Source organism: Vibrio cholerae (genome assembly GCF_008369605.1).
In the GTDB taxonomy this organism is placed as follows: Bacteria; Pseudomonadota; Gammaproteobacteria; order Enterobacterales; family Vibrionaceae; genus Vibrio; species Vibrio cholerae.
Map to the genome: position 1 here is coordinate 31,183 of NZ_CP043554.1, position 16,300 is coordinate 47,482.

Genomic DNA, 16,300 nt, shown 5'->3' on the forward strand with positions numbered 1-16,300 from the left:
CCGAGGTAAAAGAGATGGGTGGTATCAGTATTTGGCAACTTCTTATCATTGCAGTGATCGTGGTATTGCTGTTTGGCACTAAGAAACTGCGCGGTATTGGCAGTGATTTGGGCAGCGCGGTCAAAGGCTTTAAGAAAGCCATGTCGGAAGAAGAGTCAAACAGCGCAGCAAATCAGAAAGATGCTGACTTCGAAACCAAAAATCTTGAGCAGGCCAAAACCAATGCGTCTGCTGAAGTGAAAAAAGACAAAGAGCAGGCATAAGTCGTGTTTGATATCGGTTTTTGGGAACTGGTATTGATCGCTATTGTGGCGCTGGTGGTGCTTGGCCCTGAGCGATTACCCCATGCAATTCGCAGCGTGGCAAAGTTTGTCTCTGCAGCGAAAAGCATGGCCAATAGCGTGAAGGATGAGTTAGCGCATGAGTTGAAAGTGCAGGAGTTGCAAGAAAACCTGCGCAAAGCCGAGCAGATGGGGATGCAAAATTTATCTCCTGAACTGCAAAAATCGGTGGAATCACTCAAGCAAGCCGCGCAGGAAGTGCAGCGTCCTTACGCCGCAACGCCGAGCAGTGAAGCTAGCTCTACCAGTAGCAACCCCAGTTCGGCTACAGAGCCCGATGTTCGCCTCGATAGCGCATCGCAACCGGCGGAAAAAAAGGCCGAATAAGCGTTTTTTAAGCTCTCTTTATCAAGAGTTATCCTAGGTTTCAGTACTGATGTGATAACTCTTTTTTGATCTGTTACATGAGGTTTGCATGTCTTCCGTTGAACAGACCCAACCTTTGATCAGCCATTTGCTGGAACTGCGTAATCGCCTGCTGAAAGCGGTGGCGGCTGTGGTGGTGATATTTATTGGCTTGATCTATTTCTCGAATGAAATTTACGAGTTTGTCTCAAAACCCCTAGTCGAGCGACTTCCCGCGGGCGCAACCATGATTGCGACCGATGTGGCATCACCGTTTTTCACACCTTTAAAGCTGACGTTGATTGCCGCTGTGTTTCTCGCGGTGCCTTTCATTTTGTATCAGGTGTGGGCGTTTGTAGCGCCAGGCTTATACAAGCACGAACGGCGTTTAATCTTCCCGCTGCTGGTCTCTAGCTCGCTGCTGTTTTACTGCGGTGTCGCGTTTGCCTATTTTGTGGTGTTTCCGCTGGTGTTTGGATTTTTCACCGCCATTTCACTCGGTGGTGTGGAGTTCGCGACCGATATCGCGAGTTATCTCGATTTTGTATTGGCGCTGTTTCTAGCCTTTGGTATCGCGTTTGAAGTGCCAGTTGCGATCATTCTGCTGTGCTGGACGGGCGCAACCACGCCTAAAAGCCTATCGGAAAAGCGTCCATACATTATCGTTGGTGCGTTTGTAGTTGGTATGTTACTGACGCCGCCGGATATGATTTCGCAAACGCTACTCGCCATACCTATGTGTTTGTTGTTTGAAGTTGGTTTGTTCTTCGCTCGTTTTTATACCCGTGATGAACCCGATGAAGCGCAAGAAGACGAATAAAACCATGGCATCAATGATGGCGTAAGCGATTGATGAGAATAGGGAGCACATGTGTGCTCCCTACTTTTTAGCTAGATTGCAAGAAGGTGCCAGCGCGCCATTGGGCTGCTAAAGCGATGCCAAGTGTCACGCCACGCAGTGCCATAAAGCTGAGCATGGCTAGCCACAGAGCGTGATTACCGTAGTGGGTCATAAACCCGTAAATGGCAAAGAAGGCGACGGCCGAAATAGCCATGCTATTTCGCATCTCTTTGCCTTTGGTCGCGCCGATAAACACACCATCCAATAGAAAACACCACACGGCGATTAATGGCATGGCGACCAGCCAAGGCAGATAATGTTCCGCCGTTGCTTGAACGCTCGGAATGTTAGTGATCATCTGGATCAGATCCGATCCAAAACCTAAGAAGATCAGGCTTAACAGCAAACAGATCATGGTCGCCCAAAAGGTACTGCTAATCATGGCAGTACGCAGTTGGCGATCATCCTTGGCACCAATTGCTTTACCGACCATGGCTTCCATCGCGTAGGCAAATCCATCCATACCGTAGGAAATCATCATCAAAAAGCTCATCAACACCGCATTAGCAGCGACGATGTCATCTCCCAACGCTGCGCCTTGAAAGGTCATAAAGCTAAATACGGCTTGCAGACAGAGTGAGCGTAGGAAGATGTCGCGATTGAGCGCCACTAAACGGGAAAGCTCTTTGCTGAGAGAGGAGATGAAAGAGAAAGGGGCTGGGAGCTGATGCTGCCGCCAGTAACGCACCACGCACAGGAGGCCAAACAAGAGACCAGCATAATCGGCGATAACCGACGCAATGGCGGCTCCTTCGACTTTCAGCCCAAGCCCGAGTACCAACAGTAGATCGAGCACAATATTGGTCAGGTTGGTAATGATCACCATCCACATCGGGGCGCGGGCATTTTGCGTACCGAGTAACCAGCCCAATAGCACAAAGTTAAGGAGTGCGGCTGGAGCACTCCAAGCACGAAGGTAGAAATATGTTTCAGCGTAGGTTTTGACTTCGCTGCTGGCATCGCTGAAGTGAAAAATCAGTTCGGCGACAGGGCGATGAAACAGTAAAAACAGTGCGGCTAAACCCAGTGCAATGACGCTGCCTTGCAGTAAAACTCGAGCAAGCTGCTGTGAATTTTGCGCACCGTGCGCTTGGGCGGTCAGGCCTGTGGTCGACATGCGTAAAAAGCCGAGCAGCCAGAATGTCACGCTAATCATAGTGCTGCCGAGTGCCACGCCGCCTAAATACCAAGCGTGTTCGAGATGACCGATCACCGCGGCATCGACCAAGCCGAGCAGTGGAACGGTAATGTTAGACAGCACCATAGGCAGCGCGATCGCCAGCACTTGGCGATGCACGTTCGGTTGTTTCAACGTTTGCAAAATCAGTGACACACAGAAAACCTCAGTAACGACTTGCGGTTAGTGTAACTGAGTGGGGATGGTTGGGCTATGACATGACCGATATGGCGAGTTACCAATCCAGGTTAACAACAACAGGAGTTAAGCGTGTTTTGTAAATGCCGGAGCGTGCAATCGCGCGTTGCCAAAATTTCCAGCGATCACAATGGCGATCCAGTGGGGAAAATGTGCGTACCGATTTCGCCCACGGCAAGCAATTGATGATGGCATCACCTGCGCAGGTAAACCCGTGGGCATAAGCTTCACAGCCCAGTTTTTGGCCTAGATAGCTAGAGGTTTTATCTCCCGCCACCACAAGGCAGGCGCTGGCTTTGGCAAAATGCAATCCGATAGAGCGCACGAAACGCGCCACTTGCTGAGCATCGCAATCGAGCAAGGCATGTTCACAGACCAACAGCACAGGAGCGAATTCAGGGATCGGCAGTTCGGCAAGTCCTTGTGGTTGCATCACATCACCACACACCAGTTGATAGCGCTCACTGCGGTGAAATAGCTTCTCTCGCCATAAAAGGTTTTCAGTGATATCCCACTCAATCCAGTGGCAGCGGCCGTTATCTACTCGATAAAAACGGGTGTCGAGGCCTGCACCGACATTAATGATCCAGCCATCAGGATGAGTATCAAGAAAATGGCGAACTTGTTGGTCACAAAGCTGAGTTAGCGTGACATGCAGTAACTGCTTTTGAGCGATATCGCCCGTCAGGCAGTCTTGCGCTAAAGCGCAACGACGACAAGCATTGGCGGCAATCGGATCATACACCAAGCCATTATCGACCAAGCTTTCTCGGCTGCGTAGCCAAAGTGGCTGAACCAAATTCGCAGGAACTTGGTATGGGTCTGAGGTGGGTGAATCTGAGTGGCGCATGCTCATCTTCCTATGCTGGGATAGGAAGATGATAATGAATCTCAAATAAGAAGGCAAGTTGTTGAGAATTTATCTCAACAATATTCACATCCAAGTGCTGTTGCGAATGACGCCTACTGCAATGCCTTCAATGGTGAGCGATTGCGCGGCTAAATCGACTTCGATTGGCGCAAACTCTTCATTTTCCGCATGCAGGAAAACTTTGGAACCTTTGCGTTCCAGACGTTTCACCGTGACGTCATCTTCTACGCGCGCCACCACCACTTGGCCGTTGCGTACATCTTGCGTTTTGTGCACAGCAAGTAAGTCACCATCGAGGATGCCGATGTTCTTCATACTTTCGCCATGTACACGCAGCAGAAAATCGGCTTGCGGGCGGAACATGCTTGGGTCGACTTGGTAGTGTGCTTCCACATGCTCTTGGGCAAGAATCGGTTCACCTGCGGCAACGCGGCCAATCAAAGGCAAGCCAGTTTCGGCTTCTTCTTCGTTCGCGGCATTATCGACGAGGATGCGGATCCCGCGTGAGGCGCCGGGCACCATTTCAATCACTTGTTTACGAGCCAGCGCTTTGAGGTGTTCTTCAGCCGCATTGGCCGAACGAAAACCCAGCTCTTTAGCAATTTCGGCGCGGGTTGGGGGCATTCCGGTTTCATCGATCTTACTTTTGATCAGATCAAACACTTCTTGTTGGCGAGGGGTTAACGGCTTCATGAGTCACCTGTCTTTTTATACAGTTGACTGTGAGTATATCCAGTGCAATGAGAATTGCAAAGCCAATTGCTTGTTTTTTGTGTGATTGTGAAGTTAGCCACTGGATTGCGTTCTCCATAATGGCTTCAAAGACGGTGTGGCTGCCTCCCATTTCACTCGGAAATGCTGCGCATGTAAGCAATTAAATTAAAAGGTTTGACCAGTTTCTGGTATTCTTGGCGCGCAAAAAACGATACCGCACGATGGTGAGCTCTCGCGTTGGCCGTGAAAGCAGACGTACCGTCGCGCTTATTTCAAGAATCTTGAGGCTTTGAACTCTATGTCTTCAGGACACCTATTATCCCGTTCACTACTGAAGTTGCCGATGTCGGTGCTGGTGAAAGGGACGGCGATTCCGTCTAATCCGATCCAAGATCTGGATATCGATACTCATAAACCGGTGATTTACGCCTTACCGTTTCGCTCCAACGTCGACTTGCTGACGTTGCAAACACATGCCAAAGAAGCTGGGCTGCCTGACCCTTTAGAGCCTTTGATGCTGAATGGCAAAGCTTTCCAGCGCTATGTGTTTATTGCTTCGCGCCCAACGCTGCTGAGTAGCGATCAACATGTGCCGAGTGACTCTATTGCGCTATTTTCTGAGCTGCTGACCGAACATAAGCTCGACAGTGAGTTGGATGTGCAGGTGATTCCAGCAACGGTTTTGTGGGGACGTAAACCGGGCAAAGAAGGGCAAGAAAGACCTTATTTGCAAGCGTTGAATGGTCCGGAGAAAGCACTGGCCGTCTTGGCTTCTGGCCGTGACTGTTTGGTGCGTTTTAGCCCTGTCGTTTCGATGCGTTACATGGCGGATACCCACGGCACCGATGCCTCGATCGCGCACAAATTGGCTCGTGTAGCACGCATTCACTTCTCACGGCAAAAACTGGCGGCGTCAGGCCCCAATTTGCCGCAGCGAGCACAACTGTTTGCCCGCTTGATGAACTCTCCTGCGATTGAAAAAGCGATTGCGGACGAAGCGAAATCCAAACAGATCCCGCTTGAGAAAGCGCGCAAAGAAGCGCACGACATTCTGGATGAGATCGCGGCGGATTTTTCCTATTCGCTGGTGAAAAAAGGCGATCGCATTTTAGGTTGGTTGTGGAACCGCATCTATCAAGGGTTGAACATCAATAACGCGGCCACCGTTCGTCGCTTGGCGCAAGATGGCCATGAAATTGTCTACGTGCCTTGTCACCGTAGCCATATGGATTACTTGCTGCTTTCTTATGTGCTTTATCATGAAGGCATGGTGCCGCCGCATATTGCTGCTGGGATCAATCTGAACTTTTTCCCTGCCGGGCCGATTTTCCGCCGCGGCGGCGCGTTCTTCATTCGTCGCAGCTTTAAAGGTGCGCCTCTTTATTCAACGATTTTTCGTGAATATCTTGCTGAGTTGTTTGCGAAAGGCTATTCGGTGGAATACTTCAGCGAAGGTGGCCGCTCGCGTACTGGTCGTCTATTACCTGCCAAAACCGGCATGTTGGCGATGACCATTCAAGCTATGTTGCGTGGTTTGAATCGTCCAGTGACTTTGGTCCCAGTCTACATCGGCTATGAGCATGTGATGGAAGTGGGTACTTACGCCAAAGAGTTACGCGGCAAACGTAAAGAGAAAGAGAATGCGGGTTTAGTGCTGCGCACGCTGCGTAAGCTGCGCAATTTTGGTCAAGGTTACGTGAACTTCGGTGAGCCGATCCCACTCAACCAGTTTTTGAATGAAACTGTACCGCAATGGACGCAAGATATTGACCCGATGGGCGAGAGCAAGCCGCAATGGATGACGCCAACGGTGAATAAACTCGCGACCCGTATGATGACGCACATCAACGATGCGGCAGCGGTGAATGCGATGACCTTGTGTGCGACGGCGCTGCTTGCTTCGCGTCAGCGTGCCTTGGCGCGTGACAACCTGATTAAGCAGGTGGATTGTTACTTATCACTGCTGCGCAATGTGCCGTATTCAGCCACTTCAACGCTGCCGAGTGAGAGGGCAGAAAAGCTGGTTGAACATGCGGAGTCGTTGGATAAGTTTGTGGTGGAAACCGATACCATGGGCGACATTATTTCGCTGGATCGCAACCAATCGATCCTGATGACTTATTATCGCAACAACATTATCCACCTGTTGGCTCTGCCATCGCTGATCGCTCAGTTGTTGATTCGTCAGCAAAGCGTATCGCTGGAAAAGGTGCAAGCGACCGTTGCACAAATCTATCCTTTCCTGAAACAAGAGCTGTTTTTGCGTTTTGAAGCAGAAGAACTCAACGATCTGGTACTGCGTTATGTGGCAGAGCTAGCACGCCAAGGTTTGGTCACGGTGGAAGGGAAAACCGTCACCCTGAATCAAGCGCAAACTCAAGTGCTGATGCTGCTGGGGCGCATTATCTCCGAAACGCTGCAGCGTTATGCGATTGCGCTGAACCTGCTGGTGAGCTGCCCACATTTGGGTAAAGCAGAGCTGGAAGAGAAGAGCCAGGAAGTGGCGCAGCGTCTTGGCCGTTTGCATGGCATTAATGCGCCTGAGTTCTTTGACAAAGGGGTATTTGCTTCGCTATTCGTGACGTTGCAAGAGCAGGGATATCTCGATGATCAAGGCCGCTGCGTATTAGAAACGGCGAAGCCGCTCTCTCGCCAGCTTTATGCGCTGATCTACCCAGAAGTGCGCATGACGATTCAAGAAAGCTTATGTCAGGTTGACGCGTAACGATTGTGTTCTAGCCAATCGAAAGTGTTCTAGCCAATCGAACCGAATGAAAAAGGCATCCTGCGGATGCCTTTTCTTTTACCTTAAGCTGGGATTACCAAACGCTGAGCAGAATGCCTGCGGTGATGGCCATACCGACATAGTTATTATTTAAAAACGCCTGAAAACAAGGCATACGTTCGCGATAACGGATCAAATGTTGTTGGTAAGCAAACAGCCCCGCTGCGATCAGCAGACCCCAGTAGTAACTGGTGCCAAGCGCTAAACCTTGGCCTAGAGCGACCAGTAAACTCAAAGTGGTCAATTGCAGTAGGCCAATGATGCGTTTATCCCAACGCCCGAATAAGATCGCGGTCGATTTGATGCCAATTTTCACATCATCATCTCGGTCGACCATGGCGTATTGGGTGTCGTAAGCAATCGTCCATAACGCATTAATCAAAAACAGTACCCAGACTTGTGGAGGCAGCGTATCTGCTTGAGCAGCCCAAGCCATAGGAATCGACCAACTGAACGCGAGGCCAAGCACCAGTTGAGGCAGGTGAGTGAAGCGCTTCATAAACGGGTAAACAAAGGCTAACAGAATACCGATAAAAGAGAGCTGGATAGTTAGGGTATTCATAGTCAACACGAGTAAGAACGAGCTGACAGCAAGAAGGGCAAACAGCAGTAAGGCTTCTTTGGCCGAAACTAACCCTGCTGGCAATGGACGTTGGCTCGTGCGCTTCACATGGCCATCGACATGGCGGTCGGCGTAATCGTTGATCACACACCCAGCTGAGCGCATTAAAAAAACCCCCAACACAAATACGACTAAGACGCGAAGATCTGGCAAGCCTTGAGCGGCTAAAAGCAGCGCCCACAGAGTAGGCCAAAGTAAGAGTAGGGAGCCAATCGGGCGATCCATGCGCATCAGTTGCCAGTAAGCGCGCGCTTTAACAGCGGTCATTTACACTCTCTCCTTAGAGTAAATCGGGGATGTGGCGAGAAACAGCTCCGTCACTAACATGGGTTTGTTGTTCATCCATAAGCGAGAGCGACGAGCTAATAGTCGTCCGAGTTCTGTCTCTACCCAGCCAACTTGCAGTGCATCTCGCTTAACATTATCCGCACTAAATACGGTGAGACCTAGTGGAATTTTCCCTTGTTGGGTGAAATCAAACGGCTGATTATGCATGGATGAGCGCGGGATCAAAGTATGGCCAAATACCCAAGGTTGTTGGTCGCCACAAATAATCACTTGGCGCAGAAGATACTCTTCAGAGGCGAGCAACTGAGTCTCATCATAGCTCAGGGTGTCCGCCGGCATGATTTGGTTACTTAATAAGTCTACGGTCAGATGCTCACACTGCGTCGCCATTCGGCGCGAAAGAGAGCCTTGTTCGAGTAGCCATTGCTGAGCTAAAGGGGCTGGAAATTCAATGTCATCAGGCTGTTGCCAAGTGACGCGATTCAGTGCGGCTAAATAGAGCGAAGTTAATTGATTCATACTATTATTCAATTTGACGCTTTACCCGATTACCCTAGCTACCTGCAATACCACCGAGTTTGGGTATACAATAAAGCTCAGATTTTGATTCCAAACCAAAGAGTTCGAACGCGGAAAGCATTTTATTTACCAAATGGATGCTCTATTGTAACAAGACTCCGGCGGTTCGAGTATTGCGAACAGAATAAAGAGCAGACAGAAATATGCTAAAACGTTACGTCGTCCAAATAATGCTCGCTTTGAGCTTCATTATTCCTTTCCATAGCCATGCGGAAGAGAAATCTGCTGTACCTCAGTTGGCTTATTTCACTTTAGAACCTGATCTCACCACCAATTTTTTTACCAAAGGTAACAAATTGGGTTATATCCAAGTACGCATCGATATTATGGTCGCCAATGCTGCAGATCTCCCCGTTGTGGAGCAGCATCAACCTTTGATTCGTGATGCCGTGGTTGAGCTGCTCGGTAAGCAAACCGAAGACACCATCAAATCCTTAGCGGGCCGTGAGGATTTGCGTAAGTCGCTTGTCAATCGCCTCAACAACATCCTGTTGCCAGAGGTAGGGCGTACTGTGATCGCGGATCTGCTGTTTACGAAATACATCTACCAATAATCGGCTTGTGTTGGGTGCATCGCTCAGCGACGAGTCAGTAAACAAAAAGCGGCGGTTGCCGCTTTTTTACTCTCAGAGTATCGATGTCTGCTGCGTCATGGTTTCATCCAACCCAGGCTCAAAAACTCTCCCATTCTTCATCGTGCGCGACCTGCATAACGGGTTGTGCCCTCGAGCTGGCTTTGGCCGTGATTTTTGCTGGCGTTTTAGCGATGTGGCTGGCCGGATGTCGAGTCACAGGTGCGGATTGCGGGCGCTTATTGACCGCTTTCAACGGTGATGGGGCGCTCGTGTCCTGATCTGGCAATCTGAACATAGCGACATGGTCATAGAGCTGCTCGGCCTGTGCTAATAGGCTTTCTGAAGCCGCGGCTGCCTCTTCGACGAGTGCGGCATTTTGTTGGGTCATCTCATCCATCTGATTGACTGCTTGGTTCACTTCATTGATCCCCGTTGCCTGCTCGGCTGACGCTGAGGCGATATCGGCCATCAAATCATGGACTCGCTTGATCGACACGACTATGTCTTTCATGGTGCTGCCGGAGCGATCCACCAATTCATTCCCATTGCTGATTTTACTCACTGAATCTGAGATGAGCGCTTTAATATCTTTCGCTGCATTGGCTGAGCGCTGTGCGAGTGAGCGTACTTCGGAGGCGACTACGGAAAATCCGCGGCCTTGTTCACCGGCTCTAGCGGCCTCTACCGCGGCATTGAGTGCCAGAATATTGGTTTGGAAAGCAATACCATCGATCACACCTATAATATCGGCGATCTTTTGCGCGGATTCGTTAATCGAGGCCATAGTCACTACCACTTGCTCAATCAGTTCTCCACCGCTGGCGGCGATTTCCGTGGCTTTACCCGCAAGGATGTTCGCCTGCATGGCGTTATCCGAGTTTTGTCGCACCGTACTGTTTATCTCTTCCATGCTGGAGGCCGTTTGCTCAAGATTGGAGGCTTGTTGCTCGGTTCGGCTAGAGAGGTCGGTATTGCCATTGGAAATCTCCGTCGCTGCTAGCTTGATGGTCGCGGCGACGCTGTTGATGTCAGTAATGATTTGACGCAATGTGACAATGAATTGACTGATCACCTCACCGAGCTCAGCAAATTCACCTTCAAAAGGATGCGTGAGTTGTGCACTGAGATCGCCGCTGGAGAGCGCCGTCATGACGCGTTTGACTTCATTGACCACCATCTTACGCTGAGTCACGTTGGTGGCATATTTGACAACCTTATACGGTTTACCCTCGCTGTCCATAATCGGGTTATAGCTGGCTTGGATCCAGATCTCTTTCCCCCCTTTGCCGAAACGTTTGTATTCGTCGACAAAGAATTCGCCGGAGCGCAAACGCTGCCAGAAATGTTGGTACTCTTGACTCTGTTTATACTGCTCATCAACAAACATGCTGTGGTGCCGCCCTTGGATCTCATCCAACTGATAGCCCACCGTTTGCAGAAAATTCTGATTTGCAGTCAGAATGGTGCCATCGAGCGTAAATTCAATCACGGCTTGGGTGAGATTGACCGCATTCATTTGACCACTACGGTCAATTTTTTCCAGCTTGGCCGCAGTGATATCTTGCAACAGTACCACCACGTTTTGTAATTGACCGTTTATCGCCTTGATGGGATACAGATCCGCTTTTATCCAGATTGCCTCTTGCGAGCGGCTGAGCTGTAATTCGGCAGAAACAGGGTGTCCTTTTTTAGCATCCTGCAGCAAGCGCTGCACAGATGGCTGCTGATGAGTGCGCCATAAGTTCGCAAAATCCGCTCCGACCATCGCTTCAGCCGATACCCGACAGAGATGAGCAAACGCATCATTGGCATAGCAAATCGTGCCGTTGGGCTCACATTCCAACAGTGCCAGATGTTCACGAATCACCTGAACAAAAGCTTGATTGACTTGGGGTGTGAGGTCTGACTCTGGCGTGGTGAGCGCAAGGTCAGTTTGATAAGGCGCAACCTGTGGTTCTGGCTGTAATGCCGTCGTCTCGGTTGTTACCGGAGATTGCATCAGCGGGTCTGGCTTAACCTCCGCTGGTTGCGTCGGATGATGTGGTGCTGTAGAGAAAAGACGTGCCAATAAACCCATAACCTGCTCTCCTTGGATGGGACCAACTGATGTTTTTATTTCCCTGTTCTACTTGAAGCGGTCACGCTGGATGCCGTGTTCGTTTCGTCCAGTCACAGAGTTTATCTATGCTTGTAACGATGGTCTCACTGGCCCTCTGCCGTCGCAGCAAGTTGTTAGGGCATGCGATCATTGATCGCGTGATCTTATGGCAACACTAAGGCACAACGCAGTCAGGACAGCACAGAACTGACAAGCATTATGTTGCACATTCGATACTAACTCATAGCAGAGGTTGGGTGATTAGTACAAGTCGGTGAGCCGTTTTACGATCAGCATACGTGCTGACCTTGATCGCGACTCAAAGAGAAGCGGCGCAAGAAAGGAGGAAATGCTTAAGCTTGCTGGTCGCGCTGGCTGTCGAACCATGCCAGTACGACACCGCTGATTAAGCCAGCTAAATGAGCGGTATTGGCAATCGCCATAAACGGCTGCACATAACCTAACACTAACCAGATCAGCATAAAGCCCATCAAGGATCTTGGAATGGATAAACCCAGTTGGGGGGCGCGCTGACCAAGAATCCACAGATACCCAGCCAAAGCATAGACAACACCGGATAGGCCTCCAAAATTCGCGCCTTCAACCCAGTATTGACCAGCACCAGAGATAATCGCGGACACCACAAACAGCTTAATCAGTCTGATACTGCCAAGGCGCTGTTCAAGATCGCCCCCAAATTGCCACCACCAGAGTAAGTTAAAGGCAATATGCATGACGGAAAAGTGCAGTAAAGCATGACTAACCCAGCGCCAAATTTGCCATTGCTGGCCAGCAAGAGCGGGAAAATGTAATGCATTAAACACCGCATCTCCCGCACCAAACGTTTGCAGAGTAAAGATGATGATGCATAGCGCCATAATAAACAGCGTAAACACTCCAGCTTTGGCTTTAATCAGACTGAGTAAATTGGGCGATGCGTAATGAAATTGGGGGCGCTTTTGATCAGCGACTTCCCATGAGGCGGCTTGGTATTTTTCCGCATAAGGATTCTCTAAAAACAGCGCGAGTTCAGCTTGTGCGGTTTCGATGTGTTGATCTTGGATTATCCAAAGAGTGAACTGACCACCTGCATCCGGCATCATCTGAATTTCAATGTGATGGGCGGCCATGTAATCGATAAAAGCTTGTGCCGCACGCGGATTGTTGAAAGTGGTCAGTAAATGCATTAGTCGTTAACTCGCTTCGATGGGGAGATTGGCACGGTGCCAGGCTTCAAAGCCGCCATCGACACTATACACCTCTTCAAATCCTTGGTTAACCAGATATTGGGCTGCGCCTTGGCTACTGATGCCGTGATAACACATGACTAAAACAGGCTGATCAAACTCAGCTTGTTCCATGAATTGCACCATAGACTGGTTTGTCAGGTGGTAAGCGTTTTTAGCATGAGCGAGTTGAAAAGATTGTGGGTCGCGAATATCGACTAAATGAGCCTGTTTCTGCTCCATCATGGCTTGTGCTGCATTAACGTCGATGTGTAAAAAATGGTCCATAGGTTTGCTCTCATTTGGCATGCCGAATCGGGCTAATTGTAACCTATTCAAGTTTAGACAAGTACTGGACAAGAGTAGGGTTATCCACTTGTGATTAAAATGACAGCACCTGTGGGTAATCCTGTGAATTGCGTTGATAAAGTGGTTTTGTGATTTTCGATCCACAATATGTAGCGATGATCCTGATTTTGCTGTGGGTAATTTTGAAAGTATCCCCAATCGATGAATTGTAATAAAGCCTTGAAATAGGCGGTTTGATGACAGTGAATAAAGAAATTTGTCACAGAGTTATCCACAGGTAGATTTGCGCAACGAGATCCCGAGTGCGATCTAAAATCGGATCACTGCAGCGCAATTGAACGTTTGAGTGGAGTCTGTTTCGTGGGAAGTCACAGGAAGGGGGAAAGGCACAAACCCAGAATGACCTGCACGGGCAAGTCATTCGCTCACTTATCGAAGCTTGATTGACGATGAGCTTAGTGCAAAAGAGAGGCTAATAAGGCCACTATGCTCTCACAGCAAAGCAGCCACTATTTGATCTTGATGATATGTCCGCACTCTCTGCAGATGTAGACTTCTTTAATACCAATCAGCTTTTGCCACAGTGTGCGCCGTTTACGTTGCAAATGATTCGTGTGAGTACAATTGAGCATAATATATAAGTTAACCATGAAAAATTGTTACGAATATTACATTTGCTGCATAGGAAATGAAAGTGATCTTGGTTCAATAAAATGCTATGAAATTAAATTAATAAAACTGTCATTTATCTAGTCCAAACAATACCTTAGAATTGTTGTTGGTAATTTTGATAACCTCGCCGAGAGGGAGTGAACGAAGCTGTGCAACTTTCTCACTGATGAGATGGGTGAACATAGGTTCATTGCGTTTTCCACGGTGGGGGACGGGGGCTAAATAGGGACAGTCCGTTTCTAAAATCACGTAGTTGAGGTCGAGCTGCGGGATCACTTGATCCATGCCGCTATTTTTAAAAGTACTGACTCCGCCAATGCCGAGATGAAAACCAAGATCATTGATCGCTTTTGCCTCGTCGACACTGCCGCCAAAGCAGTGAAAAACACCGCGTAAGCGACCATCTTGCGCTTGCTTGAGTAATGCTAATGTCTCGTTGAGCGAATCTCGGGTGTGAATGACCACGGGCAAATCCAGCTCTTTTGCCCAGTTGAGTTGGGTTAAAAACGCCATTTCTTGTTCGGCTTTAAAAGTCTTATCCCAATATAGGTCGATACCGATTTCGCCCACGGCAATAAAAGTGTGGCGAGAAAACCACGCATAAATGGTCGCTAAAGTCTGTTTTACATTGGCATCCACATAGCAAGGGTGGAGTCCCATCATCGAGTGGCAAAGATCTGGGTAGGCTTCTTCTGTTGCCAACATGGGCGCAATGGAATTGAGGTCAATATTAGGCATCAAGATTTTTTCAATACCGACTTGTCTAGCGCGAGCGATCACCTCATCGCGGTCATGGTCAAATTCACTGGCATAAACGTGGGCATGGGTATCAATCATCGGATCATCTCAATATTCGGTTTTGTGGCGAGTATACGTGAGTGTGAGCACGAGGTCATTTTTGGCTTTTTCCTGCTTTGCCGCTAGCATGCCGAGCCGAGAGTGATATGATTTTGCCCAGCACTTCCCTCAGCACCTGATTTTTCAGGCACTGACCACATAAGAAGGAGAATAGAGTGTCGGTATCCATTCAAGGTCAATTTCCTGGGCGTCGTTTACGCCGCCTGCGTAAACATGATTTCAGCCGTCGCCTTGTGGCCGAAAACCAGTTGTCGGTGAACGATCTGATCTACCCGATGTTTATTTTGATGGGCAAAGATCGCCGTGAAAAAGTCGATTCCATGCCGGGCGTAGAACGTTTATCCATCGATTTAATGCTGGAAGAAGCACAATACCTCGCTAACCTCGGTGTGCCTGCGATTGCTCTGTTTCCTGTGGTCAATCAGGATGCGAAAAGCCTATGTGCAGCAGAAGCTTACAACCCTGAAGGCTTAGTTCAACGCGCAGTGCGTGCGCTGAAAGAGCATGTGCCGCAAATGGGCGTGATCACTGATGTGGCGTTGGATCCATTCACAACTCATGGACAAGACGGCATCATCGATGAGCAAGGTTATGTGTTGAATGATGAAACAACGGAAGTGCTAGTGAAGCAAGCACTGTCGCATGCTCAAGCTGGCGCAGATGTGGTTGCCCCTTCCGATATGATGGATGGCCGCATCGGGCGTATTCGTCAAGCATTGGAAGAGGCGGGGTACGTTCATACTCAAATCATGGCTTATTCCGCTAAATATGCCTCGAATTACTATGGGCCATTTCGTGATGCGGTTGGTTCATCTGCGAATTTAAAAGGTGGCAACAAGAAAAACTACCAAATGGACCCCGCCAATTCCGATGAAGCTTTGCATGAAGTCGCGATGGACATCAATGAAGGTGCGGACATGGTGATGGTGAAGCCCGGCATGCCCTATCTGGATGTGGTGCGCCGTGTCAAAACCGAATTGCAGGTACCGACCTTCGCTTACCAAGTTTCCGGTGAGTATGCGATGCACAAAGCGGCAATCATGAATGGTTGGTTGAAAGAGCGGGAAACGGTATTCGAATCTTTACTCTGCTTCAAACGTGCAGGTGCAGATGGCATTTTGACTTACTTTGCGAAAGAGGTGGCTGAGTGGTTGGCGGAAGACAGCGCAAAAGCCGCGCAGTTCTTACCTAAAAAGTAAAGAATACACCGCGCTAATAAAGCAAAGCTCAAGGCTGACGTAAGTCAGCCTTTTTAACATCTCTAAACCACTGTTTTTAGCGATGGCAATTGTTTGAGGAAAAATGATGTTAATTCGTGAAGGTTCCCTGAGTGAAATTGTACAAATCGTTGAGAAAATTCATGAGTTTGCGCAGAAAGAGACGGAACAGAGCTTACAAGCTCGGCTGAACGATAAGACTTGCTTAGTGCTCGTTGCAGAAAATGAGAGCGAATTGCTAGGTTTTAAAATGGGTTACGAGCTCGATAATAAAACGTTCTACAGCTGGTTTGGTGGTGTGACTCCTGCCGCACGAGGGCATGGTATCGCGCAGCGCTTACTTGACGTGCAAGAAAAATGGGCGTTAGAGCAGGGGTATCAACGTATCAAAGTGAAATCGCGTAATCAGTTTCCCGCCATGTTACGGCTGTTGATAAAAAATGGTTATCTCATTGAAGATTATGAGAAAAAAGAATCCATTGTCGAGAGCCGAATCCACTTTGTTAAAGTTCTCTAAAAAATAA

Annotated in this window: 16 protein-coding genes; 7 read left to right on the plus strand and 9 right to left on the minus strand. The window is 49.0% G+C overall.

Going from position 1 to position 16,300, the window contains the following annotated elements; all coding sequences use genetic code 11:
• The first annotated feature begins 14 nt into the window (after positions 1 to 14).
• The 3 genes from tatA to tatC all read left to right on the plus strand — a co-directional run bounded on the left by tatA (position 15) and on the right by tatC (position 1,506).
• The gene (tatA, locus tag F0316_RS00170; RefSeq protein WP_000508969.1) at positions 15 to 263 is read left to right on the plus strand and encodes a Sec-independent protein translocase subunit TatA; all 249 of its coding nucleotides are present in this window, start codon (positions 15 to 17) and stop codon (positions 261 to 263) included.
• 3 nt (positions 264 to 266) lie between these two features.
• Positions 267 to 668 carry a Sec-independent protein translocase protein TatB gene (tatB, locus tag F0316_RS00175; protein WP_000459621.1) on the plus strand — a complete coding sequence of 134 codons (402 nt, stop codon included), beginning with the start codon at positions 267 to 269 and terminating at the stop codon, positions 666 to 668.
• Between the two features lie 88 nt (positions 669 to 756).
• Complete coding sequence (gene tatC / locus F0316_RS00180) at positions 757 to 1,506, plus strand: twin-arginine translocase subunit TatC (RefSeq protein ID WP_000099889.1); 750 nt, start codon at positions 757 to 759, stop codon at positions 1,504 to 1,506.
• A gap of 67 nt (positions 1,507 to 1,573) precedes the next feature.
• Here the strand turns inward: tatC and dinF are convergent, their stop codons facing one another.
• The 3 genes from dinF to lexA form a co-directional block, all read right to left on the minus strand.
• On the minus strand, positions 1,574 to 2,920 hold the full coding sequence (dinF, locus tag F0316_RS00185; protein WP_001897328.1) for an MATE family efflux transporter DinF: 1,347 nt from the start codon (positions 2,918 to 2,920) through the stop codon (positions 1,574 to 1,576).
• Positions 2,921 to 2,999: 79 nt separating this feature from the next.
• Positions 3,000 to 3,812, minus strand: coding sequence for a class I SAM-dependent methyltransferase (locus F0316_RS00190; protein WP_001216392.1), 813 nt, complete (start codon positions 3,810 to 3,812; stop codon positions 3,000 to 3,002).
• 84 nt (positions 3,813 to 3,896) lie between these two features.
• A complete protein-coding gene (lexA, locus tag F0316_RS00195) occupies positions 3,897 to 4,526 on the minus strand; it encodes a transcriptional repressor LexA (RefSeq protein ID WP_000803693.1) in 630 nt (209 codons plus the stop codon).
• A gap of 319 nt (positions 4,527 to 4,845) precedes the next feature.
• Here lexA and plsB point away from each other — a divergent pair, with 319 nt between their 5' ends.
• Positions 4,846 to 7,272, plus strand: a complete 2,427-nt coding sequence (gene plsB, locus F0316_RS00205; RefSeq protein WP_046121269.1) for a glycerol-3-phosphate 1-O-acyltransferase PlsB — start codon at positions 4,846 to 4,848, stop codon at positions 7,270 to 7,272.
• 94 nt (positions 7,273 to 7,366) lie between these two features.
• Here the strand turns inward: plsB and ubiA are convergent, their stop codons facing one another.
• Complete coding sequence (ubiA, locus tag F0316_RS00210) at positions 7,367 to 8,221, minus strand: 4-hydroxybenzoate octaprenyltransferase (protein ID WP_114732960.1); 855 nt, start codon at positions 8,219 to 8,221, stop codon at positions 7,367 to 7,369.
• Positions 8,222 to 8,761, minus strand: coding sequence for a chorismate lyase (locus tag F0316_RS00215; RefSeq protein ID WP_001072875.1), 540 nt, complete (start codon positions 8,759 to 8,761; stop codon positions 8,222 to 8,224).
• A gap of 203 nt (positions 8,762 to 8,964) precedes the next feature.
• On the opposite strand from F0316_RS00215, the gene F0316_RS00225 reads away from it, so the two are divergent.
• Entirely contained in the window at positions 8,965 to 9,375 is a 411-nt protein-coding gene (locus tag F0316_RS00225) for a flagellar basal body-associated protein FliL (RefSeq protein WP_000920140.1), read from the plus strand.
• A 118-nt stretch (positions 9,376 to 9,493) separates the two neighbouring features.
• Here the strand turns inward: F0316_RS00225 and F0316_RS00230 are convergent, their stop codons facing one another.
• From F0316_RS00230 to F0316_RS00250, 4 genes are all read right to left on the minus strand, one after another.
• The gene (locus F0316_RS00230) at positions 9,494 to 11,473 is read right to left on the minus strand and encodes a methyl-accepting chemotaxis protein (protein WP_149560137.1); all 1,980 of its coding nucleotides are present in this window, start codon (positions 11,471 to 11,473) and stop codon (positions 9,494 to 9,496) included.
• A 374-nt stretch (positions 11,474 to 11,847) separates the two neighbouring features.
• Complete coding sequence (glpG, locus tag F0316_RS00235; protein WP_000550452.1) at positions 11,848 to 12,681, minus strand: rhomboid family intramembrane serine protease GlpG; 834 nt, start codon at positions 12,679 to 12,681, stop codon at positions 11,848 to 11,850.
• A 6-nt stretch (positions 12,682 to 12,687) separates the two neighbouring features.
• Entirely contained in the window at positions 12,688 to 13,008 is a 321-nt protein-coding gene (glpE, locus tag F0316_RS00240) for a thiosulfate sulfurtransferase GlpE (protein ID WP_000349528.1), read from the minus strand.
• 762 nt (positions 13,009 to 13,770) lie between these two features.
• Entirely contained in the window at positions 13,771 to 14,538 is a 768-nt protein-coding gene (locus F0316_RS00250) for a TatD family hydrolase (RefSeq protein ID WP_032472909.1), read from the minus strand.
• Positions 14,539 to 14,714: 176 nt separating this feature from the next.
• Here F0316_RS00250 and hemB point away from each other — a divergent pair, with 176 nt between their 5' ends.
• Together hemB and F0316_RS00260 are read left to right on the plus strand one after the other, a co-directional pair.
• Positions 14,715 to 15,758 carry a porphobilinogen synthase gene (gene hemB, locus F0316_RS00255; protein WP_119780415.1) on the plus strand — a complete coding sequence of 348 codons (1,044 nt, stop codon included), beginning with the start codon at positions 14,715 to 14,717 and terminating at the stop codon, positions 15,756 to 15,758.
• 106 nt (positions 15,759 to 15,864) lie between these two features.
• A complete protein-coding gene (locus F0316_RS00260) occupies positions 15,865 to 16,293 on the plus strand; it encodes a GNAT family N-acetyltransferase (protein ID WP_162922744.1) in 429 nt (142 codons plus the stop codon).
• The last annotated feature ends 7 nt before the right edge of the window (positions 16,294 to 16,300 follow it).

What these genes read in the sequence shown, in the direction of transcription:
- F0316_RS00215 (WP_001072875.1), bottom strand. Translation starts at nt 8,761, where the DNA reads ATGAATCAATTAACTTCGCTCTATTTAGCCGCACTGAATCGCGTCACT.
- ubiA (WP_114732960.1), bottom strand. Translation starts at nt 8,221, where the DNA reads ATGACCGCTGTTAAAGCGCGCGCTTACTGGCAACTGATGCGCATGGAT.
- F0316_RS00225 (WP_000920140.1), top strand. Translation starts at nt 8,965, where the DNA reads ATGCTAAAACGTTACGTCGTCCAAATAATGCTCGCTTTGAGCTTCATT.
- F0316_RS00250 (WP_032472909.1), bottom strand. Translation starts at nt 14,538, where the DNA reads ATGATTGATACCCATGCCCACGTTTATGCCAGTGAATTTGACCATGAC.
- F0316_RS00260 (WP_162922744.1), top strand. Translation starts at nt 15,865, where the DNA reads ATGTTAATTCGTGAAGGTTCCCTGAGTGAAATTGTACAAATCGTTGAG.
- tatC (WP_000099889.1), top strand. Translation starts at nt 757, where the DNA reads ATGTCTTCCGTTGAACAGACCCAACCTTTGATCAGCCATTTGCTGGAA.
- tatA (WP_000508969.1), top strand. Translation starts at nt 15, where the DNA reads ATGGGTGGTATCAGTATTTGGCAACTTCTTATCATTGCAGTGATCGTG.
- lexA (WP_000803693.1), bottom strand. Translation starts at nt 4,526, where the DNA reads ATGAAGCCGTTAACCCCTCGCCAACAAGAAGTGTTTGATCTGATCAAA.
- glpE (WP_000349528.1), bottom strand. Translation starts at nt 13,008, where the DNA reads ATGGACCATTTTTTACACATCGACGTTAATGCAGCACAAGCCATGATG.
- F0316_RS00190 (WP_001216392.1), bottom strand. Translation starts at nt 3,812, where the DNA reads ATGCGCCACTCAGATTCACCCACCTCAGACCCATACCAAGTTCCTGCG.
- plsB (WP_046121269.1), top strand. Translation starts at nt 4,846, where the DNA reads ATGTCTTCAGGACACCTATTATCCCGTTCACTACTGAAGTTGCCGATG.
- glpG (WP_000550452.1), bottom strand. Translation starts at nt 12,681, where the DNA reads ATGCATTTACTGACCACTTTCAACAATCCGCGTGCGGCACAAGCTTTT.
- F0316_RS00230 (WP_149560137.1), bottom strand. Translation starts at nt 11,473, where the DNA reads ATGGGTTTATTGGCACGTCTTTTCTCTACAGCACCACATCATCCGACG.